We start from the raw sequence: 23,154 nt of genomic DNA on the forward strand, positions 1-23,154 counted from the left end.
CCGCTGTGGCGTCACTTCGTGGGTGGGCACGATCCGCTGCCGAGGACCGGGGTACCACACCACCACAGCGATATCTGACAAAAAAGGGGACGGAGGGGATCAAGTCGTTTGTGCACAAACGACTTGATCCCCTCCGTCCCCTTTTTTGCGACCGAAGGAGCGGCGGCACCAATTCGGTGCCGCCGCGGCACATCAACGGCGTGCGAACGCCAGCAGGTCGGCGTTGAACTGGTCGGCGTGGGTAATGGTCAGGCCGTGCGGGGCGCCGGCGTAGACCTTCAGCTCGGCATTGCTGATGATCTGCGAAGACAGCTTGGCAGAGGCATCGAACGGCACGATCTGGTCATCGTCGCCGTGTACCACCAGCGCCGGCACATCGATCTTCTTCAGATCGTCGGTGTAGTCCACTTCCGAGAACTCGTGCACGCAGTCGTACTGGCCCTTGACGCCGCCCAGCATGCCCTGCAGCCAGAACGAATCGCGCATGCCCTGGGTGACGCTGTTGCCATCGCGGTTGGCACCAAAGAACGGTGTGGTCAGGTCCTTGAAGAACTGCGAACGGTCGCCGCCGGTGCCCTTGCGGATGCCGTCGAATACTTCCAGCGGGGTGCCGGCCGGATTGCTGGCGGTCTTGAGCATCAGCGGCGGCACAGCGCCGACCAGCACCACCTTGGCTACGCGCTTGCTGCCATGGCGGCCGATGTAGTGCGCCACTTCACCGCCACCGGTGGAATGGCCGACCAGGATGGCGTCCTTCAGGTCCAGCGCTTCGATCACCGCGGCCAGGTCGTCGGCGTAGGTGTCCATGTTGTTGCCGTTCCAGGTCTGGCTGGAGCGGCCGTGGCTGCGGCGGTCGTGGGCGATCACGCGGTAACCGTTCTGGCCCATGAACAGCATCTGCGGGTCCCAGGCATCGGAGGACAACGGCCAGCCATGGGCGAACACGATCGGCTGGCCGGTTCCCCAGTCCTTGTAGAAGATGCGGGCGCCGTCGGCGACGGTGACGAAGTTGCTCATTGCAGGTTCCTTGGCGGAAGAGGGAAGGCATCGGCAGGCTGCCGGTGCCTCCGGCAGTACAGCGCAGGTGCGGCCACCGGGCTTGCACCGCTGTGCTGGATTGCAGGGGATGTGGCGCATTTCGCTCTGGCGGGACCAGAGCCGCGCGCCGAGGATGTTCGCAGTCTGCCTTTGGAACGCCCGGATGACCGCCACGCGATGGTTCCTGATGCTGTACCTGCTGTTGCCGGGCGTGGTGGAGGCACAGGCCCGGGTCTACAAATGCGTGGATGGGCCGCATCCGGTCTACCAGCAGACGCCCTGCCCGGGGCGTGCGGCGTGGCGCTGGGAGATCCCGGCGGAGCAGTCCCTGCCCCGCGGTGCGGTGGCCCCTGCGATCACGCCAGTGAAGCCCTCGCATCGGCAGCGGCGTGCCGCCCGGGCACAGGGCGCGTTGATCACGATCAGTGCGGATGCAGCAGCCTGCGACCGTGCCCGGCGCCAGCGCGAACAGGCGCTGCTGAAACGCAGGCGGCTGGATTTCGTGCAGCGCCGGCAACTGGATGACGCGGTCCATGCTGCGTGCCAGTGAGGCGGCGGGACGAAGAGTGCCGAAAACGACGACGGCGCCGTAGGGCGCCGTCGGGTGGAATGCCGTGAGCGCCGCTCTCAGCGGCCGTCGCTGGCTGCGGCCGGTGCCGGCGAGGGCACGCTGTCCGGCTTGGGCAGGCTCAACTCCGGGTTGCCCTGTTCGGCCTGCAGGATGTGGATACGGCGTTGCAGGGCGTCCAGCTGGCTGTTGGTGCTCTGCACGTCGGTGCTGAGGCTGACCGCCTGCTGCTGGGCCTGCTGCAGAGCGGCGCTGACCTGTGCCGACTGCGCCTGCTGCTGTTCCATTTCCTGCTGCAGGGTGCGCAGCCGCGCCTCGTTGTAGGCCACCAGGCGCTCGGTATAGCGCTTGCCTGCCTCCAGGCGCGTAGTGTCGATGTAGACCTGTGCCAGCTGCTCGGACTGCTGCGCGAACGTGCGGTAGACGCGCTCGGCGTTGTCAACGGCGTCGGTCTTGATCACGCGCCAGAAGTTCTTTTCCTGGAACAGCGCAACGTAGTAGGTCAGCGTGCTGGCGTTGAACAGCAGGCTGGCGCCATAGTTGCCGTTGTAGGTGGTACGCAGCTCGGTCAGCTGGCGCGCATCCATCAGCTGCTTGAGCTCATCGACGGTGTTGCGCACGACCGGTGCACTGCGCGCCGCCGGCTCTTCCGTCGCAGCGGCGCGGTCGCCACGGGCCGCCATTGCCGCCGGTGCCACCAGCATCACGGCCACGGCCACCACTGCCGCGCTGCGCGCGTGCCGGGTGAAGACCGCGCCCCCTGAAGTTTCTCGCATGTCTAGACCATCCACGGGTGAAGTGTGGGTTGAGATGAAGGTGGTTCCCCGCCGGGAGTCTAGCATGGGTACGGGCGGCGCCAAGGGCGCCCGTCACGGCTCAATACACCAGTTGCGCGGCGCTGCACTGGATCGATTGCACGTTGACGTCGGTGCGGCCCAGTTCCAGCCCCAGCACATCGGCCAGCAGGTTGGTCAGCAGCGTGCCGACGTTGTTGAGGACCGGTTTGAGTGCGGCCAGCACCGGCTTGAGCAGCGTGCACAGCAGGCCGCTGCAGCTGACGGTGCCGCCGGGACTGGTGACGCCGCTGCCGGCGCTACCGTCGAGGAAGCCGGCCGGCGCAGTCTGGATGTAGGAGGCCAGGTTGTTGCGCACGCAGCCGTTGTAGTCGATCAGGTTGCCGAGCAGGCTGTCGCAGCGGTTGATCAGCAGGCCGCCCACCAGGGAGCCGAGCAGGCCGTCGAGCAGGCCCAGGCCCTGGCCGGTGACGGTGGTCCTGTAGCCGGTCCACACCGAGCCATCTTCCCAGCAGGTGGTCAGGCCCAGCAGGCAGGGCTTGGGCACGCCGTTCTTCACTGTCCAGTTGCCCAGCGGTGCGAGGTTGCGTGAGGCGTCGCCATCGCGCAGCAGGGGGATGACCTGATCGACGTTGTAGCGCCCGCCGGAAGGGAACGCCGCCTGCAGATAACGGTCGGCCAGGGCCTTGGCGGTGTCATTGGCGCTCATGCCCTGTTGGGGCGAACTCAGCATGCCCGACAGCACGCGCAGTAGTTCGTTGACCAGGTCGGAGACCGCGTTGCCCAGGGCCAACGGATTGATCTGGGTCGAGCCGGTCTCGCCGGCGGCCAGGGTCAGGCTCTGCGTGCTGGTCAGCGCCGGCAGGGTGATCCTGTCGGTGATCAACGGCTGGCCGAGCAGCTTCAACAGCTGCTCGTTCTGCAGCGTGGCATCGCAGACATTGCTCTTGGAGAAGCGCTGCGCGGCAGCAACATTGCCCACGCAGGCGCGCAGCACGGAAGAGTCCACCTGGATGGTTGCCTTCGGCGGGCTTGCGCCGCACTGGATGCCGGTCAGCGTGCCCATCGCGTTGGCGACGTCCACGTGCACTGGCAGGTGCAGCCGTGTGCCCAGCAGATTCAGCAGCGGGCCAAGCGCGAACAGGTTGTTGCTGTCCACATCCACCATCAGCCGCACCTGGGCGTTGTAGGCGCGGGTGCCCACGCCGCCCATCGCGATCGACGGCGGCTCGACCACGCCCGCCTGCACGTTGATGCCGAGCAGGTTCAGGCCCTGCACGGTGACCGCATTGCCCGCGTTGGCGATGGAGATGGCGGTGGTCACCAGGTTGAGGACATTGATCTGTGATTCCAGCGCGCTGCCGACCGTGCCGTCGGGCGAGACGACCTCGGCGAACAGGCCGCCGCCGCCGGATTGGCTGCCGAGCACGATGTTGAGCTTGTTGATGTCCAGCTGGGTGGCGACCAGGTCCGACAGCGCCCGCAGCTGCAGTCCGACCGTGGTATCGCGGCCGACCACGGTGGCGGTGGCGTCGACCAGCTGGGCCAGCGAGATCTTGTTGACCGACAGCAGCCGGTTGAAGTCGGCCACGCTGAGGTTGGCCGTGACCGGGATGTTCAGTGCCTTCAGCAGGCCCGACGGGGTGACGTTGGCCTGGGCCAGTCCGTCGTAGGACAGCACGGTGGCATTGCTCACATCCAGGCCGACCATGCGCAGGGTGGACAGCAGCAACGCGTCGCCCTTGGTGCGCAGCAGCTGCGAGCCGACCGCAAACACCGCGGTGGGTTCGGAGCGGCGGGCCACCGCTTCCACGCTGACCGTGGGCAGGCTTGTGTTCTGGCCAAAGAACGGCAGCACGCTGCGCTCGGCGACAACCTGCACGGCATTGCGCGGGTTGCTCGCGTCCACGGTGGCGGCAAAACGATTGCCGGTGCCGCGGCTGGCGCTCCAGTTGCCGCAGCGGATCTGCAGCGTGCCGGCGAAGCCGTTCTGGGTGACCGCGCTCTGCCGTGCGGCGCTGTTGTCGCTGTTGTCCGCGCTGCACAGTTCCAGGCGTTGTGCACCCGCCAGCGCGGCCAGGTCGGCCACCTTCTGCGCGTCACGCTTGGCCCAGAAGAGGTAGCCGATCTCGATCAGGCCGAGCATGGCCAGCATGGCCAGCATCACCAGCATCATGGTGACCGACATGCCGCCACGTGGGCGGTTGAAGCTGAACTGGCGGGGGCGTCTCATGGCCTACCTCAGCGTCCGGATGAGGATGCGTCCTTGGACCTGGCGACATCGGTTTCGAAGAAGTCGGGAATCTCGTGTTCGAAGCTCTTCAGGTAACGGGCGTAGCTCAGCGTGGCCTGGTCGCCGAGGATCGGCAGCGGCTGCCCGGCACGCTGCCCGGACGCCTGCAGGCGGAACAGGTTGCGCGTGGTCTCGCCGTCCGGCAGTGCTTCGCGGCGAGGCGCGGGCACCGGGCTTTCCGCGGCCTCGGCCAGCGGCGCCGGCGCAACGAGCGGCGCCGGCGCGGCCGGTGCGGCCAGATCAACCGTTGCCAATGCTTCGGCCTGCATCGGCTGGGTCCTCGCGGCCGGTGCCGGGCCACCGAGCATCTGCCCGGTCAGCGGTGTCTGCTGGGCATGGGCGGTGCTGGCGACGAGCGCACACGCCAGCGCAGGCAGCAGGCGTCGAATCAGAGGCGTCGCGGTCATGGCGTATTTCCGGTTGTGGGGGAGGCGGTGCTGAAGCGTTCCAGCATCGAGGGGGGCAGGCGCTGCGGCTCGCGCGTGTCGCGCTGCTCGCGGCGCGGCTCGGCGGCAAACCGGGTGCTGCTGCCGGCACGGGCGGGGGCCGTTGCCTCCACCGCCACAGGCGCGGACCGCTGCTGCAGGCGCAGGCGGATCTGCTGGGCCTGCTGCTGGATGCTGCGGCGCGTGTCCTCGTTGAGGTGGGCCTGCGCAACCAGGCGCTCGGCCGTGGCGCTGTCGCCGCGCAGCACCGCCCAGAGCGCCAGGTTGGCGGTGGCCTTGGCGTTGCCGGGCGAAAGTTCCAGTGCCTTGGCCAACGGCTCGCGGGCCTGCTCGAACCGGCCTGCACGCAGGCGGGCGTAACCGAGATCGCCCAGATAGTCGGTATTCAACGGTTGCAGCTGGGTGGCGCGTTCCAGCGCCTGTTCGCTGCCGGCATCATCGTCGCGACGGGCGGCGATCAGGCCCAGCCCGTGCGCGGCCGCAGCGGCCTGCGGGCCGCTGGACAGTTCGCGATACAGGGCGATGGCGCCGTCGGCCTGGCCGGTCTCGCGCAGCGCATCGGCCTGCAGCAGGCGCAGCGCCGGCGGATCTCCGTAGCGTTGGCGGAACGCATCGACATGGGCCAGCGAGGCATACCAGGCACCCTGCTGCTGCATGCGCCCGATCAGCTCCAGGTAGGCGTTGCGGCTGTCCTGCGGGGCGGGTTCGGGCGCGGCGAGGGTGGGGGCACGCAGGTACTTCGGCGTGGTCGAGGCGCAGCCGCTGGCCAGAGTGGCCAGGCTGAAGGCAAGCAGGCAGGTGGTGCGCAGGGCAGGCATCAGGCGGATCCCATCTTGGACATGGTGGTGGCCAGCGCAACCAGCGCCGGGCCGGCAAGCACCAGCATCAGTGCTGGCAACAGGGTCAGCATCATCACCACGGTCATCTTCACGGACAGCTTGCCGACCTTCTCCTTCAAGCTGTTCCGGCGCTGCTCGCGCAGGCGGAGGCTGAACTGCCGCAGCGGTTCCTGCACCGCACCACCGTGCGCGTGTACCTGCAGGATCAACTGCATCAGGCTGGCCAGGTCGTCATCACCGTAGACTTCGCTCAGCCGCCGCAATGACTGCGCGCGGGTGCGCCCGTGGGTATAGGCCACATTGGCGTCCTGCAGTTCAGCGCCCAGCACCGGCAGTGCTTCGCGCAGCTTGTCGCCCAGCGTCTGCAGGCTCTGGTCCATGCTGAACCCGACGCCCTGCAGCAGGCGCAGCAGATCGATCAGCAGCGGCAGTTCGTTGTCGACAGCGCGCCGGCGCCGCTTGACCCACGAAGACAGCACGAACTTGGGCAGCAGCAGGCCAGCGGCAAGTGCGCCGATCACCACCATCACCTTGCCCAGGCCCTGTGCTTCGCTGAACGCCAGGGCCAGTGCCAGTACCAGCAGCGCCAGCAGCAGGCGCAGGCCCAGGTAGATGGCCGTGCCGCGGCGGGTGTTCCAGCCGGCCAGGTCCAGCAGCAGGCGATCCTCGCTGGCCAGCAGCGCGGCCTCCAGGCGGCCGCCGCTGAGCGCACGGCCGAAGCGTTCCAGCCAGCCCAGCGAATCGCGCCGCGTGGCCTCGGCCTCCCGCGCTTCGCCGCGCGGTTGCAGCGCGGTCTTCAGCGTGGAAGACGTGCGATGCTCGCGATCGCTGCGGACCCAGGCGGCGATGCCCAGCAGGGCCAGGCCGGCGGCAAGCACCAGCAACGAGAGCATGAACCAGACGCTGGCACTCATCGGTCGCTCTCCGGGCAACAGCAGGCATTCATAGCGATTTGGCCAGCCGGTACAGCAGGAACCCGCCGACCAGCTCCAGGCCCAGGGCGATCAGCAGCACCTTGTGCCCGAGGGGATCGTGCAGCACCGGCTGGAAGAACTCGGGGCTGGAAATGGCCATCAGTACCGCGCTGGCCGGGGGCAGCAGGCCAAGCACCCAGGCCGACATGCGCGTTTCAGAGGTGGTCGCCGCCAGTTCCTGCTGGGCCTGTTCAAGGTCGCGCATGAAGTCGCCCATGCGCTGCAGGATCTGGTCGGCACGGCCGCCGATGCGCACGCTCACGCCGATCACCACCGCCAGCACTTTCAGCACGTCCATGCGGTAGGGTTGCGCGGCCAGGCCCAGCGCACGGTCCAGGTCCATGCCGCTGCGGGCATAGCGCACCGTAGTGTCGAGCAGGCCGCGCAGGGGGGCGCTGGTCTGCATCGAGGCGACCTGGAAAGCGGCCTGCAGGCTGTTGCCCAGCGCAGTGAGGCGTACCAGGTTGTCGAGGAAATCCGGCATCTGGTGCAGCAACTGCGCGCGCAGCCTGGTGATCCGCCGCATCACCCACAGCCAGCAGCCGAGCAGGTACAGCAGCAGGGTCAAGGGGAACATCCACACCGTTCCCAGGCGCATGGCCGCTACCACCGACAGCACCACCCCGGGTACCACCAGCAGCAACGGCAGTTTCCAGCCAGGCGCCAGCCCCGCCCGTTGCAGCAGTCCATCCCAGGGCAGGCCGCGGCGGCCACTGGCCGTCGGGCGGGCCGGATCATTGGCGGCGCCAATGGATGCACCGGCCGGCAGCGCGCCGGCGCCACTGCCGCGCGCCAACTGCTGCTCGGTGTGCTGCAATGAGGCCTGGCGCTGCTCGCGGCTGCTGGCCGTACCCCACAGCCATGCCGCCAGTGCCAGCAGCACCGAGATGATGCTCAGTACACCCAGCAGCAGGCCGGTACCCATGCTCAGAAGTCTCCATACAGCGATTCGCGCAGCTGCTGCCGGAACGGCTCCAGCTTGTGCGAATGCGGATGGAAGCCAAGGCCGATCCAGCGGTCGGTTTCGCGGCCACTGCCGTCGATCTGCACTTCGTGGCGGAACATCTCCTGGGTGGTGATCAGGTTGTCGCTGACGCCGGTGATCTCGGTGATCGACACCAGCACGCGGCGGCCGCTGCCCAGGCGCGAGATCTGCACGATGAAGTCGATGGCGCTGGCAATCTGGCGGCGCAGGCTGTCCTCGCTGCCCTGGAAGCCGGCGAACCCGGCCAGCATCTCGATGCGGTACAGGCAGTCACGTGGCGAATTGGCATGGATGGTGGCCATCGAGCCATCGTGGCCGGTGTTCATTGCCTGCAGCATCTCCAGCACCTCGGCGCCGCGCACCTCGCCAACCACGATGCGATCGGGGCGCATGCGCAGGCTGTTGCGCACCAGGTCGCGGATGCTCACCGCACCGTGGCCTTCGGCACCGCCGATGCGGCTTTCCAGGCGCACCACGTGTGGATGGTTGAGCGACAGCTCGGCGGTGTCTTCCACGGTGATCACCCGCTCGTTGGCCGGCACATAGCTGGCCAGTGCGTTGAGCAGCGAGGTCTTGCCCGAGCTGGTGCCGCCTGAAACCAGGATGTTGCAGCGGCCCAGCACCATGGCTTTCAGCAGCGCCTGCATCGGGGCATCGAAGGTCCCCTTGGCGAGCAGTTCGTCAGGCGTGAACGGGTCTTTGCGGAACTTGCGGATGGACACCATCGGCCCATCCACGGCCAACGGCGAAATGATCGCGTTGAGCCGTCCGCCGTTGGGCAGGCGCGCGTCAACCATCGGGTTCGAGTCGTCCAGCCGACGGCCGAGCGGGGCAAGAATGCGGCGCAGGATGCGCAGCAGATGCGTGTCATCGGTGAAGCGCTGGGTGGCACGCTTGAGCTGGCCGCCCTGGGAAACGTGCACATCCTTGAAGCCGTTGATCAGGATGTCTTCGATGGACGGATCATGCAGCAGATCGTCCAGCGGGCCGAAGCCGGTCAGTTCCTTGACCAGGCCCTCGGCCACCACCTGCATCTCTTCTTCGTTGATCGGGATGCGCCATTCCTGGATGAAGCCCACGGTCTGCACCTGCACCCAACGGGCGATGGTGTCCGGGGCCCACGAGTCGATGTCGATGCGCTCGTCTTCGATGCTGTTGAGCAGGTGCTCGTGCGCTGCCGACAGCACCTTCTGGTACTGCTCGGTCTGCGCGAACGGCAGGTGGCCCGGCGCGCTGTCAGGCTGCATCGGGCGGGCCACGGCGTGCGGGAACGGAGTTACCTTGTCTTCCATTGCGATCCACCCAAAGCAAGGGAGAGTCTTTCCCGCAGGCCCTGTGCCTGGACCGGGCAGGCTGCCGGATCCAGGCGCGGGACCAGCGGGGCGAGGGCACGCAGATAAGGGTCGCGCGGAGCATCCTGAAGCAGCAGATGACCCTGGCTGGCGGCCAGGCGTACACGCGGACGTTCGGGCAGCGTGGCCAGCAACGGAACCTCGAAGCGCCGCGCGATCTGTTCCGGGCTCATGCCGCTGCTGTCGTCATGGCGGTTGATCACCAGCTGCAGGCGCTTCTCACGTTCGCGTTGTCCGGCCAGGTGCTTCAGTGCCTGGTCCAGCGAGACCAGCGTGGCGATCGATGCGTCGGTGATGAGCCAGATTTCATCGGCCTGGTCCAGCAGCAGCGGCGGCAGCTGGCGCAGCGGGCAGCCCCCGGCGTCGCACAGGACGCTGGAGAACACTGCACGCAAACGCTGCAGCAACGCGCCGGGGTCGGACGGCGGCAAGGCATCGCTGCCGCTGGCGCGGTCGAGCAGCACCAAGCCTGAATCGTGGCGGGCCATGGCCGTGCGTGCCAGCGTGGCGTCGATGCGGCTGGCATTGCGCAGCGCATCTTCATAGTGGAAGCGGCTGTCCAGGTTGAGATACAGGGCCAGGTCGCCGGAGGGCTGTGCCATTTCCACCAGCAGGCCATCCTGCTGCGCGCCGTCGCCCTGGGCCAGCGCACGGGTCTGCTGTGCCAGCACCGAAAGATGCGCGGCCAGGGTGCTGGTGCCAACCCCGGCACGTACCCCCAGCAGCACGATCAGGCGTGCCTTGTGCGCGTGCTGTGCCACCGCCGCCGGGCGCGGTGAAAGGGCACGACGCAGCGCCGCTTCGATGCCGGCATTGTCACTGTCCAGATCCAGCACATCGCGCAGTCCAGCGCGCAGGGCGATGACCACGCCTTCGACCTGGCCGGCACCGGTGGCCCCGACCGCGACCAGGGTCAGCTCCGGCTGCGTCTGCTGCAACTGCTGCGCCAGCACGCTGGACGCCGCCGCATGTTCGGGCCTGAAGTCCAGCAGTACCAGGCTCTGCGGGCCGCGCTGCAGGTCCTGTGCGGAGGTCGGCGCGCCGCTGTCCTGCCAATGCAGGGTGGTGGTCGGCGGCAGCTTGGCCGCCAGCCGGGGCAGCAACTCGCGATCCATCCCGTACAGGACCAGGTTCATCGGCGGGCCTTGCGGGTGCAGCGTATGGGCGGTGGCGTAGGGCATGGGCGTGGGGTCGCAGGCATGGGGAATCAGCGCGAGAAGCCCGGCACCGGGTCCCGGCTCACCGGGCCCAGCAGCCAGGCGCCCCACTCGGGCAGGTTCGGCTTGGCTTCGCGCTCACCGGGCAGCGGTAGTTCGGTGTTGCGTGCCAGCGGCTGCACCAGCCGCGGCGTGACGATGATCACCAGTTCCTTGTCCTGGCGCTTGTAGTCGAAATTGCGGAAGAACGAGCCGATGATCGGCAGATCGCCCAGCAACGGAATCTTGTTGACGTTGGAGACGATGTTGGAACTGACCAGCCCGCCGATCACGAAACTCTCGCCATCGCCCAGCTCGACGGTGGTGTCGGCGCGACGGGTGGTGATCGAGGGAATCTGCACGTTGTTGAGGACGATGGCGTTGCTGTAGTCCAGGTCGCTCGCCTCCGGTGCCACCTTCAGTGCGATGCGGTTCGGCGCCAGTACGGTCGGCGTGACGGTCAGGCCGATGCCGAACGGTTTGTAGGTGATGGTGGTGGTGCCCAGGCCCTGCGGCTCCAGGATCGGCAGCTCGCCGCCGGCCAGGAAGCTGGCGCTCTGCCCGGACAGCGCAACCAGCGTCGGCTCGGCCAGTACGCGCGCCATGCCGTTGCTCTGCAGCAGTTCGACATCAGCGTTCCACAGGCCCTTGGTGGAGCCGAACACCAGGCGGAACGCGGAAGAGATAGGCGAACTGGCTTCATTGCTGCTTTCGCCCTCGGTCATGCCGGGCAGCAGGCCGGTATTGCCCGGCAGCTGGGAGCCGGGACGCGCGAAGCCGTAGGCGAAGCCGCCATTGCGGTTCTGGAAATTGATGCCGATCTGTTTCATGGCGGTCTTGTTGAATTCCACCACTTTCACTTCGACCTGCACGACCCCGCCGCTGCTGATGGTGGAGGCATCCACCAGCGCGCCCTCCTTGCCCAGTGCCATCGCCGCAGTCCGCTGTTCCTGCATGTGCGAGAGCATGCTGTCGGTGCTTCCCTGCAACAGGCCCTGCTGGTCCTGCTGGGTGAACAGCAGATCGTTGCCGCCGCTGCCGGCCGCACCCTGCACCGCACTCTGCACGCGCACCTGCACGCGCTGCGGCTCGGCCTGCTTCCGGTGCCACAGCAGCAGGGTGGTGGTGCCGGGCATCTTGCCCACCAGCAATGCCTGGCGCTGGCCACGCAGCATCACCAGGTCGGCCACGCCGGGGTCGGCAATGGCGACCCGCTCCAGATCCGCCGGCAGGGTCCAGGGGCGCTGCTCGCGCGCCTGCAGCACCAGATCGTCGGCGGCCACGCTCGTTGCCGGTGCCAGCAGCACCAGCAGCAGGGCCAGCCAGCGCTGGCGGGTGGAGGGGCGTGGACTGCGGCGACGTTCGGTCATGGAGGCGCTCGATGCAGGTCAGAGGGAGCCGCGCGGCGTGGAGCTGTCGCCACGGATGATTTCGATGCCCGGCGCGCGCGGGGTGCTGCGGCGCGGGGCCGGCGCGCGGGCGGGGCCATCGTTGGCGCTGCGCGCCGGAGCGGCGCCGCGACCGGCCAGCGCATCGCTGTCCAGGCCCGCGAAGGCATGGTTTTCCGGGCGTTGCAGCGCCAGCTGCTGCTCTGCGTCCAGCCCGCGCATCGGATCGATCACGCCGCGCGATTGCGGGAACAGGGCGAGGTCGGGCAGGCCGGTGTCAGCGGGATTGCGCAGGGCCAGGAACAGCTTGCCCTGCTGGGCGCCCAGCAGCAGCCGGTTGGCATCGGCCACCGGCACCGCCAGCACTGCGCTGCGCGCCGGTTGGGTGGTTTCGCTGGCACCGCCGTGGCCGCTGGTGTTGCCGCTGGTGATATCGGCCGCGCGAGGGTCGTTGCGGGCATCGGCACCGTTGTCGGCAGCGACCTCGGTGGCCACCGGTGCGATGTCCTGCTGGCCGTAGCTCAGCACGCGCAGGCGCGACAGCAGCAGGCGGGTCTGCGCTGCCTCGCCGGGGCTGTTGACGTTGGGCTGGGCATTGCGCAGGTTCAGGAAGACATCGACGAAATCGCCCGGCACGATGCGGTTGCCAGCGCCGACCAGCTCGTCCACCGGCACCGCGAGGGCGCGCTCGCCGGGCCGCAGCTGCAGCGAGAAGCCCTGCGCCAGTGCGCTGCCGCTGATGGCGGTGCCTTCGGCGATGTCCTGCACGGGAACCTTGCCGACCACGGCGGCGAGGGTAGTCGCTGCGCCCGCCACCGGTGTGGTGCGCTGCGCCAGGCGCAGGCCGTTGGCGGTGATCGGTTCACCGGCGGGCAGGCGGGCCACGGCCTCCACCACGGTGATGGTCTCGGCCTGGCCGTGCGCGGTCGGCGTGACCGTCGCCGGGGCGTCCGGCTTGCGCCCGATCATGAAGGCGATCAGCGCCAGCAGCACAGCCAGGCCGATCAGGCCGATGGCAGCGATGCGGGTCAGTTTGAGCATGGGTGCGTCTCCTGTACCGATCGTCAGTTGCCGCTGCCCAGGTCGAGCTGGGCAACGGCAACGCTACGGATGGGCGCCCGCATCACCCACTTGTAAAGCGTGGCGGTGCCGGGCAGAAATGGGGATGCGGCATAGTCGTAACTGACGGTTACCGTCATGCACTGCGCCGTGGCCAGGCCTTCGCAGGGAGCCTGCGCAGAAACCACGATGGCGTTGCTGCCCCCATTGCTGCAGTCAACGGCCTGCCCGGAAAACTGCAACAGCCACTGCATCGAGGCGCGTGCGGCCACGCAGGCTGCGGTGCGGCGCTCGCCCGCAGTGCCAAAGCGCAACGACGCGCGGGCCCCTTCCGCCGAGGCGGTGGCCAGGGTCTGCTGCGCGGCCATGATCATCACGCCGGAAAAGGTGAACAGCAGCAACGGAAGCAGGCCGAGCATCAGCATCAGGGCGAATTCGATGCTGACCACGCCACGTTGCCGACGAGGACTGCGCCTGCTCATGACATGTCTCCGTAGGTGCGTATCAGGACCCAGCCGATGGCCGACAGTGCCAGGTACGCGGCATAGGGAATGCCGCGCCGTCCCTGGCGGGCAGCCAGCATGTCGCGCAGCGCCGGGTGTGATTGCCATTGCGCGCTGGCCCGGTCGACCTGGCCCTGCAGGCCCAGCGGCAGGGCGGCGCCGAGCTGGCGCGAAACCAGTATCAGCACCGCATGCAGGCCGGCGGCCAGGCTTGCGGTAATCCAGACCGGCAGCAATGCCTGCCAGCCCAGCATCAGCCCCAGTAGCGAGAAGAACTTGACGTCCCCGGCGCCCATCCAGCGCACGGCGTAGAACGGCAGCAAGCCGACGAGGCCGAGCACCGCGCCGGCGACGTGGGAGCTCCACGGCAGGCGCGGTGCGCTGAACTGGCCGGCAACGATCAATGCAATGGAGATCGCGCACGCCGCCAGCAGCCAGGCGTTGGGCACCCGACGGGCATACAGGTCGCTGATGGCGATCCGCAGGCTTACGCCGATGGCCAACAATCCCAGCAGTGTCATCGCACACCCCATCGTCCGTCACTGGACGGTCTGTCCAAGGCCCAAGTCTTCCCGTGCGGGCCAAGGCCCGCCACCTGTGGGTGGGCGCACTACTTGGGCGCGGCGCCGGAAGCCTTGGTGGCGAGCGCGGACAGGTTGTCGAACAGGGTTTCAAAGAAGCCCTTGATCTTGTCGTTGCCGACTGCGATCAGGACGCCGGCGATCACTGCGGCCAGCAGCCCATACTCCAGCGCGGTCACGCCGTCTTCTTCTTTCAGGAACCTGCGGATGGAAGCGTTCATGACGGTTGTCTCCCTCTACCTGTCTGCGACAGGACACCTGCATTGGGCGGTGGCCCGGCTCCGCCGGGATCGTCCGTGGACCTCCGCACATCCTGGCGGAGGAGGCACGGCAGGCAATGGCCCACTGTGCTCAAGCAGGGTGATCGGCTCCAGGTGGGGCGCCCTTCGTGCGCACTCCGCCGCGCGGCGCCGGGCCGCAGGTCGGAATGTCGTGCGAACGATGCATGGTCATGCTGTCCCCCTGGGTGCGACCGCTTCCACGCGGCTCGATCACCGTGATACCGACTTTGCCTGAATGGCAGTGCGCTGCAACCGGAACCTATATGCAAATTCGGCAGAAAATGCCCGTCTCTTAATCCTTCACGCTTTTTGTGTGACGCAAATCCGTTTCCTGGCAAAACGATTCATCGATGTATAGATAATGTGCTGAGCGGTTTCGAAAGCGAAAACCGTGCCAGTCGCGATGACATTTTCTTCACCTGTGTATCCATTTTGTTCCGTGCGGCCCATGGGTTTACCGGCGAGGATTATCGGGCATACTCGTATTCAAGTCGCAGTAGATACCCGGGGTGGTTCTTGCCGCATCGGCGGCAGGCAGCCCGGCAGCGGTGGCGGTTCCAGGAACGCTGCGCGCCCTGTCAGGCAGTGGGGGGCCGCAACGCAATGCGGATCAACGGGGGACAACACTGTCATGGTCGATGGTGGGGTAGGAGACAGCAGCGACGGCGACCTGCGGTCGATTGACCTGGCGACGTTGAGCGGCGTGCTTCGCGTATGTGATGTCGAGCTCCTGTTGCTGGATGGCAACGGGCCGCGGGCGGCGTTCGTTTCGCGCGTACACGAGGAAGCCCTGTTCTGCAGCATCAGCTGCGGGTTCCATTGCCGCGGCCGCTTCATGCTGCCGCCGGACTGGGCAATGCTGGGTTACCTGCACGCCACCGACGAGACGCTGAGCTGGTGCCACGGCGTGCCGCTGACCACGGGGATGGCGCTGACTGTGATGCCGGAGGGCATCAGCGAGTTCACCCTGAGCCCGGGCACGCACCTGACCCTGATGCTGGTGCCGGTGGCGCGGGTGCAGCGCAAACTGACCGATTTGAGCCTGCGCAACACGCCGCCTGCCGGGCAGGCACTTTCTCTGTTCAATCTGCCCGGCGAAACGGCGCCGCTGGCACGCCATTACCAGCAGCTGCATCTGGAACTGGGGCAGGGTGCCGGCCTGCAGCCCGAGGAAACCGAGCGCCTGCTGCATGAGCACGTGCAGGCGCTGCTGGCAGCCGGCAGTGCCGATCGCCCAGGTTGCAGCCGCGCCCGGCGTACGCATTATCTGATCGCGCAGCGGGCGGAGAACTTCATGCGGCTCAACCTTCGCCGCAATATCTACATGAACGAGATCTGCGACGCCGCCGGCGTCAGCGAGCGCGGCCTGCGCTATGCCTTTGAAGATCTGTTTGGAACCTCGCCCAACCGCTACCTGTCGATGCTGCGGTTGTGCGCGGCCTGCCGCAGCCTGTCAATGGCCGATTCCAGCCGCCGTTCGGTCAAGGCGATCGCGCTCAGCTGCGGCCTGTGGGATCTCTCGCGCTTCGCCGACAATTACCGAAAGGTGTTCGGTGAGCTGCCGCGCGATACCCTGATGCGCGCCCCCGCGCAGATCGGCCAGCCTGCCTGATCCATGTGCTTCAAGGGGTTTCGGCGGCTTTCTGCCGGAAATGCGCATGCGCTTGCCGATAGCGTTGCCGCTTCTGCATAACCCGCTGCCGATTCCGGCCGTGGATTTGCCGGAATGCGCGATTGCCGTGCCGGATTGAAGTGCGCGCCCACCGTGGCAACCGCTGAAATGTCAGTCACCTGCCTAGCGGCAAGTCCACTGTCATTCCAGTTGTTCGTCTACGGGGGAAATGCTCATGAACCGCATCTACCGGCGTGTATGGAACCGCCAGCTCAATGCTCTGGTTGTGGCCTCGGAACTGGCCACCGGCGATAGCGGCGGCAGCGCCGCGCGTGATCCGCGCGCGTTCCTGTTGATGCCCACCACCCTGGCGCTGGCACTGTTGTGCGCGCTGGCCAGTGGGCACGCAGGCGCATCGGAAACCAATCAATCGTTGCGCGATCTACAGGCGCTGGCTGCCAAGTACGCGCAGCCGATGCCGGTCAAGATCGACGCGGAGGTGGCCTTGGCGGCCGCAGCCCGGCAGGCGCAGAGCAGCCCGGCGATCAGCGCCGACGCGCGTGTCGGGCTGCAGCTGAACACTGCTTCGTTGCCGGTGGTGCGCGACGTCCTGCCGGCCAGCGTGGATGCGAAGCTGTCGGCGAATCCGACACCGCGCCAGGTGCCTGTACCGGCCCTGGCCGCCGACGTACGGGCCACTGTCGGCGTGGGACGCGCGGTGGCTGCGTCGGCCGGGATCGAGGCTGCGCTGGGTGCGAACGCGGGCGCCGCCGCACGTGCTGGCGGCAAGGTGAAAATTGCCGGCAACCCCATCGCTGCGATCGAAACCGGGGCGCGGGCACGGGCTGACGTCGGCAGTCCTGCTGGCGGCTCGCTGTCAGGCATCAAGGCGACGGTTGGCGGCGACGCCGATGCGCGCCTGGCGTTGGCCGGCCATACGATCAGCGGACAGGGCCAGGCCAAGGCAGTAGTAGCTGCTGCGCTGCCAGCCAAGGAAGAACTGCCGGGTGAAACGCACGATCGCGCTATCCGTGCGGCCTTCGACGCCGGCGTTGCCGGCAAGGTGCGCGTGCAGGCGCCGGACGGGCAGGAAGTCGTGGCCGATCGCAACCTCAAGCTGGCCGGGCAGGCCACGGTCGCCGCGCAGAACAGCGCGCTGGCATTGGGTGGGTTGGTCAGCGGCGGCGTGGCGGCTGTCGGCCACGCAGCCGGCGCTGCGGGCGGTGCCTTGAACGGCACTGTCGGCACCGTGGGTGGTGCAGTAGGCGGTACGCTCAACAACACGGTTGGCGCGGTCGGAAGCACCGTCGGTGCCGTCGGCGGCGCAGTGGGCGGTGCCTTGAATGGCACCGTTGGCAGTGTCGGCGGTGCAGTGGGCGGCACGCTCAACAACACGGTTGGCGCGGTCGGAAGCACCGTCGGTGCCGTCGGCGGCGCAGTGGGCGGCGCCTTGAATGGCACCGTCGGCACCGTAGGTGGTGCAGTAGGCGGCACGCTCAACAACACGGTTGGTGCGGTTGGCAGCACGGCCGGTGCTGTGGGCAGCGCAGTGGGCGGTGCCTTGAACGGCACTGTCGGCACTGTAGGTGGTGCCCTGGGCGGCACGCTCAACAACACGGTTGGCGCGGTCGGAAGCACCGTCGGTGCCGTCGGCGGCGCAGTGGGCGGCGCCTTGAATGGCACCGTCGGCACCGTGGGTGGTGCAGTGGGCGGCACGCTCAACAACACGGTTGGCGCGGTTGGCAGCACCGTCGGTGCCGTCGGCGGCGCCGTGGGTGGCGCCTTGAATGGCACCGTTGGCAGTGTCGGCGGTGCAGTGGGCGGCACGCTCAACAACACGGTTGGCGCGGTTGGCAGCACGGTCGGTGCCGTCGGCGGTGCAGTGGGCGGTGCCTTGAACGGCACTGTCGGCACCGTGGGTGGTGCAGTGGGCGGCACGCTCAACAACACGGTTGGCGCGGTTGGCAGCACCGTCGGTGCCGTCGGCGGCGCCGTGGGTGGCGCCTTGAATGGCACCGTTGGCAGCACCGTCGGTGCTGTGGGCGGCGCGGTGGGTGGCGCCTTGAATGGCACCGTTGGCAGTGTCGGCGGTGCAGTGGGCGGTGCATTGAACGGCACTGTCGGCACCGTGGGTGGTGCCGTGGGCGGCACGCTCAACAACACCGTTGGTGCAGTGGGTGGGGCGGTTGGCGGGACCCTGAACAACGCGGTCGGTACGGTCGGCACGACCGTCGGCGGTGTGCTCAATGGGACGACGGCCACCGGGCTGGGTGGCTTGCTTGGCAACACCCTCGGCAATGTCGGCGGCGCCGTGGGCAACCTGCTCAACGGCAATCTGAACGGCACCATCGGCAATCTCGGCAGTGCCGTGGGTGGCCTGGTCGGAGGCACGCTGAGCGGCCTCGGCCTGACCAAGCCCTCGGCGATTCCACCGACCAGCCCGAAGGCGCCGGCTCCGGCTGATCCGAATGCGGGCCTGATCATCGGCACCGGCGGCCTGGTCGGCAACGTCGGCCAGCTGATCGGGCCGACCACCACCAGCCTGTTCGGCGGCAACGGCTACCTGAGCAACGGCAACCTCAAGCTCAGCAATGCCAACGTGATGCAGACCTACTCAGCGGTCAACGTGCTGGGCCTGCCGGTGGTCAACCTGTCGCCGGTCGGCAGCACGCTCAATGGCCTGGGTGGCGCCGTCACTGGCGGCAGCTCGCACCTGACGCTGATCGGTGGTGTCACCTCCGACAGCTACATCTACAACATCAACAACGGCAACCCGGGTGGCCTGCTGGGCCTGCTGCTGCCGAAGGACTCGCCGGCGTGGGCCGCCAAGTGCCTGGATATCGCCCTGGCCGACATCTCCTGCTGGGCGGTCAACGCCGCGCAGGACTACCAGGTGCTGATGGGCGATGGCGCTTTCGCCAACGGTTCGAAGGAAGTGGTGATCGGTGCCAATGCACGCCATGAGCTGCCCAAGGTCGATGCCAACGTGGCCTTCCCTGGCGACGGCGTGAACGATCCGAGCAACCCGACCGGCGTGCCGACGGCCGATTACGCCGCACGCATGGGCCACTCGGTGATTGTCGGTGACAGCGCCGTGGGTACCGCCAACGGGCAGACGCTGCTGGGCGCCGAAGCGACTTCCAACCAGGCCAACTCGGTCGCTCTGGGCTACCGTTCGGCGGCGCTGCGCGGCGCACAGGCCAGCTACACCGCCTATGGCCTGACCGCACCCCAGGTCTCCGCCGGTGAAGTCTCGGTGGGTACGGCAGGCGGCGGCGAGCGCCAGATCACCAATGTTGCTGCCGGTAGTGCCAATACCGATGCGGTCAACGTGGTCCAGCTGAAGGGCGCGATCAGCCTCATCGATGATGTGGCGGCGGCAGCGGTGACCTACGACCTGGATGGTGCGGGTAATCCGGACTATCGCCGCGTCACGCTCGGTGCCGGTACCGGCACCACCACCATCGGCAACCTCGCCGCCGGTGCGGTTACCGCAGGCAGCCTGGAAGCGGTCAACGGGGGGCAGCTTGCGGCGACCAACACCGCCATCGCCAGCTTCTTCGGCGGCCGCGCTGCGTTCGATCCCGCCAGCGGCGCCTTCACCGCACCGCTGTTCGAGATCAGCACCATCTCGACCACCGGCGCCATCGCCCAGGGGCTGTACGAGAACGCCACCGATGCCTTCGCGGCGGTCGATGGCTCGCTGGTGAACCTCAATACGCAGATCACCGATATCCGCAACGGCGGCACCAAGTACCTGCGGGTGAACTCGACCGGTACCGAGGCGCTGGCCACCGGCGCCGACTCGATCGCGGTCGGCACCAATGCCCGCGCCACCGCCGCCAACAGCATCGCCGTTGGCGCCGGCAGCCTGGCTGATCGTGCCAACAGCGTATCCATCGGCGCAGCCGGTGCCGAACGCCAGGTCACCCACCTGGCAGCAGGTACGGCAGCCACCGATGCGGTCAACCTGGGCCAGTTGCAGGCCTCGGAGCAGGGCGCCCTGCGCTATGACCTCAATGGCGACGGCAGCGTCAACTACGCCAGTGCCACGCTGGGGCAGAGTGGTACGGCCACCACCCTGCGCAACCTCGGCCCGGGCCAGGTCAGCGCCACCAGCAGTGAAGCCATCAATGGTGCGCAGCTGTTCGCCGCAAACCAGGCGGTGGCCACCCACCTCGGTGGCGGCGCGGCGGTCAATGCCAGCGGCGTGCTGACCGCACCCACCTATACCCTCAACAACATCGCCGCCAACGGCAGCATCAGCCAGGGCAGCTACAACGACGTCGGCACCGCCTTCGATGCAGTGAGCAACTCGCTGGCCAACGTGGCCGACCAGACCGGCGAGATCGACAAGCTGGCGGTGAAGTACGATGTGGATGGCGCGGGCAACGTGCTCAACAGCGTGACGCTCACCGGTACCGGCAGCGGCGCGGTGAAGCTGACCAACGTCGCCGCCGGCAACATCCTGGCTGGCAGCAGCGACGCGATCACCGGCGACCAGCTGTTCAACACGCACAGCACCCTGGTCAGCTACTTCGGTGGCGACACGGCCTACAACGGCACCACCAACGTGTGGACTGCGCCGAAGTTCAGCATCTCCACCATCGCGACCGACGGCACCTTCAGCACTGGCGACTACAACAATGTCACCGCCGCCTTCACCGCGGTCGATGGCTCGCTGAGGGTGCTCAACCAGCGCATCACCAACGGCGGCGGCAGTGCCTACCTGGCAGTGAACTCGACGGCTGCGGCAGCAACGGCTGCAGGTACCGAAGCGGTGGCGGTGGGCCCGCAGGCCAGTGCGGCCGGTGCCAACAGCGTGGCGGTCGGCAACGGCGCCAGCAGCAGCGCGGGCAACAGTGTCGCCCTGGGTGCCGGCTCGGTGGCCAGCGTGGGTGCGCAGAGCGGCTACACCGCCGCCTACGGCCAGGCCGGCGCCAGCAACTCGGCCGGCGAGGTGTCGGTGGGCAGCACCGGCAGCGAGCGCAAGATCACCCATGTGGCCGATGGTTCCGATGACCACGACGCAACCAACGTCGGCCAGCTCAAGAATGGCGTGAACTACGCCATCGACCAGTCCAAGTCCTATACCGACCAGAAGATCCAGAACATCACCAACGTGGCCGGCAGCTTCCGCGCCAACAACACCAACAACCTGGCCGATCCGTCGGCAAGCGGTGCCAACTCGGCCGCCGGTGGTGCGGGTTCGACGGCCGCCGGAGCCAACTCCACTGCACTGGGCAATGGCTCGCAGGCGCAGGCCGACAACTCGGTGGCGCTGGGTGCAGGCTCCGTCGCGAACCGGGCCAACACGGTCTCGGTGGGTGCCGCCGGTGCCGAGCGCCAGGTGGTCAATGTGGCCGACGGCTCGCAGGCCACCGATGCGGTCAACGTCCGCCAGCTGCAGGCCTCGCAGCAGGGCACGATCCGCTACGACACCACGGTCAACGGTGCCACCAACTACAACAGCGTCACACTGGGCAGCACCAGCAGCGGGCCGACCACGGTGCGTAACGTCGCCGCCGGTACCGCGGGCACCGACGCGGTCAATGTGGACCAGCTGAAGTCGGGCATGGCGCAGACCCTGGACTGGTCGAAGACCTACACCGACGAGCGCATGGGCGGCTTCGAGCGCGACCTGCGCAAGACCGACAACCGTGCCTCGGCCGGCATCGCCTCGGCGATGGCCACCGCGGCGCTGCCGCAGCCCAGCGAAGCCGGGCGCAGCATGGCGTCGATCGCTGCCGGCAGCTACAACGGCGAATCGGGCGTGGCGCTGGGCATCTCCGGTGTCTCCGAAGGGGGGCGCTGGATCTACAAGTTCAGCGGCTCCACCAACAGCCGTGGCGAGGCGGGCGTGGCCGTCGGTGCCGGCATCCAGTGGTGAACCCCGCCGCCGGGCCGCAGAGGCGGCCCGGCATTGCGGAAACGTCTACAGGGGGAATGACATGAATCAGCATCGCATCGCCCGGGCCGGCCAGCTGGCCGCCGCGCTGGGCCTGGTACTGGGAATCGGCCTGCTGGCCGCCTGCCGCAGCCACGCACCGGCAGCCGACGGCCCGGCAGAAGCCACTGCCGTTCACTTCCCCGAGGCGTCGAAGGCCTCGCTGAAGGAAGGCATCTATCCGGACGTTGCCGACCTGCGCCGTTTCGCGCCGGGCATGAGCAAACGCCAGCTGTACACGCTGTTGGGGACGCCGCATTTCAACGAAGGAATGTGGGGCGTGCGTGAGTGGAACTACCTGTTCAACTTCCGCACGGCACAGGGTGCGGAGTACTTCACCTGCCAGTTCCAGGTGCGTTTCGACAGCAAGGGCATTGCCCAGGGCGGCTACTGGAAACCCGAATCGTGCGCGGCCGTGCTCGAGCCGCCGCGGCCCCCGGCGCCGCCTCCGCCGCCTCCGGCGCCGCTGCCGGAACAGCCCTTGCGCCTGTCTGCCGATGCGCTGTTCGGCTTCGACAGCGCGGTGCTGAGCAACGAAGGCCAGCAGGCCGTGCAGGGGATCCTGGCGCAGGTGCGCGAGGCCAGCCAGGTGCAGTCCATCCGCGTGACCGGCTACACCGACCGCATCGGCAGTGCCAGCTACAACCAGGCGTTGTCACTGCGCCGCGCGGAGGCGGTACGCAATGCCCTGGTACAGGGTGGGGTGCCGGCCGCCAGCATCAGTGCCGAAGGGCGTGGTGCAGCCGATCCGCTGGTGCAGTGCGCGCAGCGCAACCGCCGAGAGCTGATTGCCTGCCTGGCGCCGAATCGGCGGGTGCAGATTGCCGGGGTCGCGCAGCCTCGTTGACGTCCTGTGCCGGGGCAGCGCCCCGGCATCCCGAGTCCCCCCTGAATCGCCGGCAGGACGTGGCAACGTCTCCCCCGTCTTCCACGCCTGCCGGCGGCTCAGGTTTTCATACGGTGCATGCCATGAACGCCCAATTCCTGCCCCTCGCCATGAAAACGGAAACGACGCTGAGCGTGTACGGCCAACTGGGCAACCATGCGGTGGTGCGCATTCCCGGGCGACGCCTGCCAGGCCTGATCCTGCAGGCCGATACCGTGGCCGGCTTCCTTGCCCAGCTGCAGGAGGCGCAGGCCTGCCTGCGCAGCGGCCGCGCGCAACGCACCGATGCCGAGCTGGACATGCTGATCGACGTGCTGCAGCAGTGGTACGCGCTGATCGAATCGCGCCTGGCCGACGCTGGCGAGGCGCTCTAGAAGAAAAAGGGGACGGAGGGGATTAAGTCGTTCGTGCC

Annotated in this window: 19 protein-coding genes; 5 read left to right on the plus strand and 14 right to left on the minus strand. The window is 67.9% G+C overall.

Going from position 1 to position 23,154, the window contains the following annotated elements; all coding sequences use genetic code 11:
- Positions 1 to 192 precede the first annotated feature (192 nt).
- Positions 193 to 1,017 (minus strand): alpha/beta fold hydrolase, encoded by an 825-nt coding sequence (locus tag ARC23_RS03590; protein ID WP_057495964.1) that lies wholly within the window; start codon positions 1,015 to 1,017, stop codon positions 193 to 195.
- Between the two features lie 184 nt (positions 1,018 to 1,201).
- Here ARC23_RS03590 and ARC23_RS03595 point away from each other — a divergent pair, with 184 nt between their 5' ends.
- On the plus strand, positions 1,202 to 1,588 hold the full coding sequence (locus tag ARC23_RS03595) for a hypothetical protein (RefSeq protein ID WP_057495965.1): 387 nt from the start codon (positions 1,202 to 1,204) through the stop codon (positions 1,586 to 1,588).
- 77 nt (positions 1,589 to 1,665) lie between these two features.
- Here ARC23_RS03595 and ARC23_RS03600 read toward each other — a convergent pair whose 3' ends face one another.
- From ARC23_RS03600 to ARC23_RS03660, 13 genes are all read right to left on the minus strand, one after another.
- Complete coding sequence (locus tag ARC23_RS03600; RefSeq protein WP_057495966.1) at positions 1,666 to 2,382, minus strand: DUF2968 domain-containing protein; 717 nt, start codon at positions 2,380 to 2,382, stop codon at positions 1,666 to 1,668.
- A 100-nt stretch (positions 2,383 to 2,482) separates the two neighbouring features.
- Positions 2,483 to 4,633: a TadG family pilus assembly protein gene (locus tag ARC23_RS03605; RefSeq protein ID WP_057495967.1), complete on the minus strand. Its 2,151-nt coding sequence runs from the start codon at positions 4,631 to 4,633 to the stop codon at positions 2,483 to 2,485.
- Positions 4,634 to 4,641: 8 nt separating this feature from the next.
- The gene (locus ARC23_RS03610; protein WP_057495968.1) at positions 4,642 to 5,100 is read right to left on the minus strand and encodes a DUF3613 domain-containing protein; all 459 of its coding nucleotides are present in this window, start codon (positions 5,098 to 5,100) and stop codon (positions 4,642 to 4,644) included.
- Positions 5,097 to 5,957, minus strand: a complete 861-nt coding sequence (locus ARC23_RS03615; protein ID WP_057495969.1) for a tetratricopeptide repeat protein — start codon at positions 5,955 to 5,957, stop codon at positions 5,097 to 5,099. The genes ARC23_RS03610 and ARC23_RS03615 overlap by 4 nt, the downstream gene beginning before the upstream one ends.
- The gene (locus ARC23_RS03620; protein ID WP_057495970.1) at positions 5,957 to 6,892 is read right to left on the minus strand and encodes a type II secretion system F family protein; all 936 of its coding nucleotides are present in this window, start codon (positions 6,890 to 6,892) and stop codon (positions 5,957 to 5,959) included. The genes ARC23_RS03615 and ARC23_RS03620 overlap by 1 nt, the downstream gene beginning before the upstream one ends.
- A gap of 28 nt (positions 6,893 to 6,920) precedes the next feature.
- Positions 6,921 to 7,877, minus strand: coding sequence for a type II secretion system F family protein (locus ARC23_RS03625; protein ID WP_057495971.1), 957 nt, complete (start codon positions 7,875 to 7,877; stop codon positions 6,921 to 6,923).
- A 2-nt stretch (positions 7,878 to 7,879) separates the two neighbouring features.
- The gene (locus ARC23_RS03630) at positions 7,880 to 9,229 is read right to left on the minus strand and encodes a CpaF family protein (RefSeq protein ID WP_057495972.1); all 1,350 of its coding nucleotides are present in this window, start codon (positions 9,227 to 9,229) and stop codon (positions 7,880 to 7,882) included.
- A complete protein-coding gene (locus ARC23_RS03635) occupies positions 9,214 to 10,470 on the minus strand; it encodes an AAA family ATPase (RefSeq protein WP_057495973.1) in 1,257 nt (418 codons plus the stop codon). Before ARC23_RS03635 ends, ARC23_RS03630 begins: the two co-directional genes overlap by 16 nt.
- Positions 10,471 to 10,496: 26 nt before the next feature.
- Entirely contained in the window at positions 10,497 to 11,855 is a 1,359-nt protein-coding gene (locus ARC23_RS03640) for a type II and III secretion system protein family protein (RefSeq protein WP_057495974.1), read from the minus strand.
- An 18-nt stretch (positions 11,856 to 11,873) separates the two neighbouring features.
- Positions 11,874 to 12,914, minus strand: coding sequence for a Flp pilus assembly protein CpaB (cpaB, locus tag ARC23_RS03645; protein ID WP_057495975.1), 1,041 nt, complete (start codon positions 12,912 to 12,914; stop codon positions 11,874 to 11,876).
- A gap of 23 nt (positions 12,915 to 12,937) precedes the next feature.
- Positions 12,938 to 13,414, minus strand: a complete 477-nt coding sequence (locus ARC23_RS03650; RefSeq protein ID WP_057495976.1) for a TadE/TadG family type IV pilus assembly protein — start codon at positions 13,412 to 13,414, stop codon at positions 12,938 to 12,940.
- Complete coding sequence (locus ARC23_RS03655; RefSeq protein WP_057495977.1) at positions 13,411 to 13,956, minus strand: A24 family peptidase; 546 nt, start codon at positions 13,954 to 13,956, stop codon at positions 13,411 to 13,413. Before ARC23_RS03655 ends, ARC23_RS03650 begins: the two co-directional genes overlap by 4 nt.
- Before the next feature lie 89 nt (positions 13,957 to 14,045).
- A complete protein-coding gene (locus ARC23_RS03660; protein ID WP_057495978.1) occupies positions 14,046 to 14,237 on the minus strand; it encodes a Flp family type IVb pilin in 192 nt (63 codons plus the stop codon).
- Between the two features lie 691 nt (positions 14,238 to 14,928).
- Between ARC23_RS03660 and ARC23_RS03665 the strand changes: the two genes are divergently transcribed.
- The 4 genes from ARC23_RS03665 to ARC23_RS03680 all read left to right on the plus strand — a co-directional run bounded on the left by ARC23_RS03665 (position 14,929) and on the right by ARC23_RS03680 (position 23,116).
- On the plus strand, positions 14,929 to 15,909 hold the full coding sequence (locus tag ARC23_RS03665; protein WP_057495979.1) for an AraC family transcriptional regulator: 981 nt from the start codon (positions 14,929 to 14,931) through the stop codon (positions 15,907 to 15,909).
- A gap of 235 nt (positions 15,910 to 16,144) precedes the next feature.
- A complete protein-coding gene (locus ARC23_RS03670) occupies positions 16,145 to 21,799 on the plus strand; it encodes an ESPR-type extended signal peptide-containing protein (RefSeq protein WP_057495980.1) in 5,655 nt (1,884 codons plus the stop codon).
- Positions 21,800 to 21,860: 61 nt separating this feature from the next.
- Positions 21,861 to 22,703, plus strand: a complete 843-nt coding sequence (locus tag ARC23_RS03675) for an OmpA family protein (protein WP_057495981.1) — start codon at positions 21,861 to 21,863, stop codon at positions 22,701 to 22,703.
- Positions 22,704 to 22,825: 122 nt separating this feature from the next.
- Entirely contained in the window at positions 22,826 to 23,116 is a 291-nt protein-coding gene (locus ARC23_RS03680; RefSeq protein ID WP_057495982.1) for a DUF6959 family protein, read from the plus strand.
- Positions 23,117 to 23,154: the final 38 nt, after the last annotated feature.

Origin of the sequence: Stenotrophomonas beteli (genome assembly GCF_001431665.1) — a bacterium.
Lineage (GTDB): Bacteria > Pseudomonadota > Gammaproteobacteria > Xanthomonadales > Xanthomonadaceae > Stenotrophomonas > Stenotrophomonas beteli.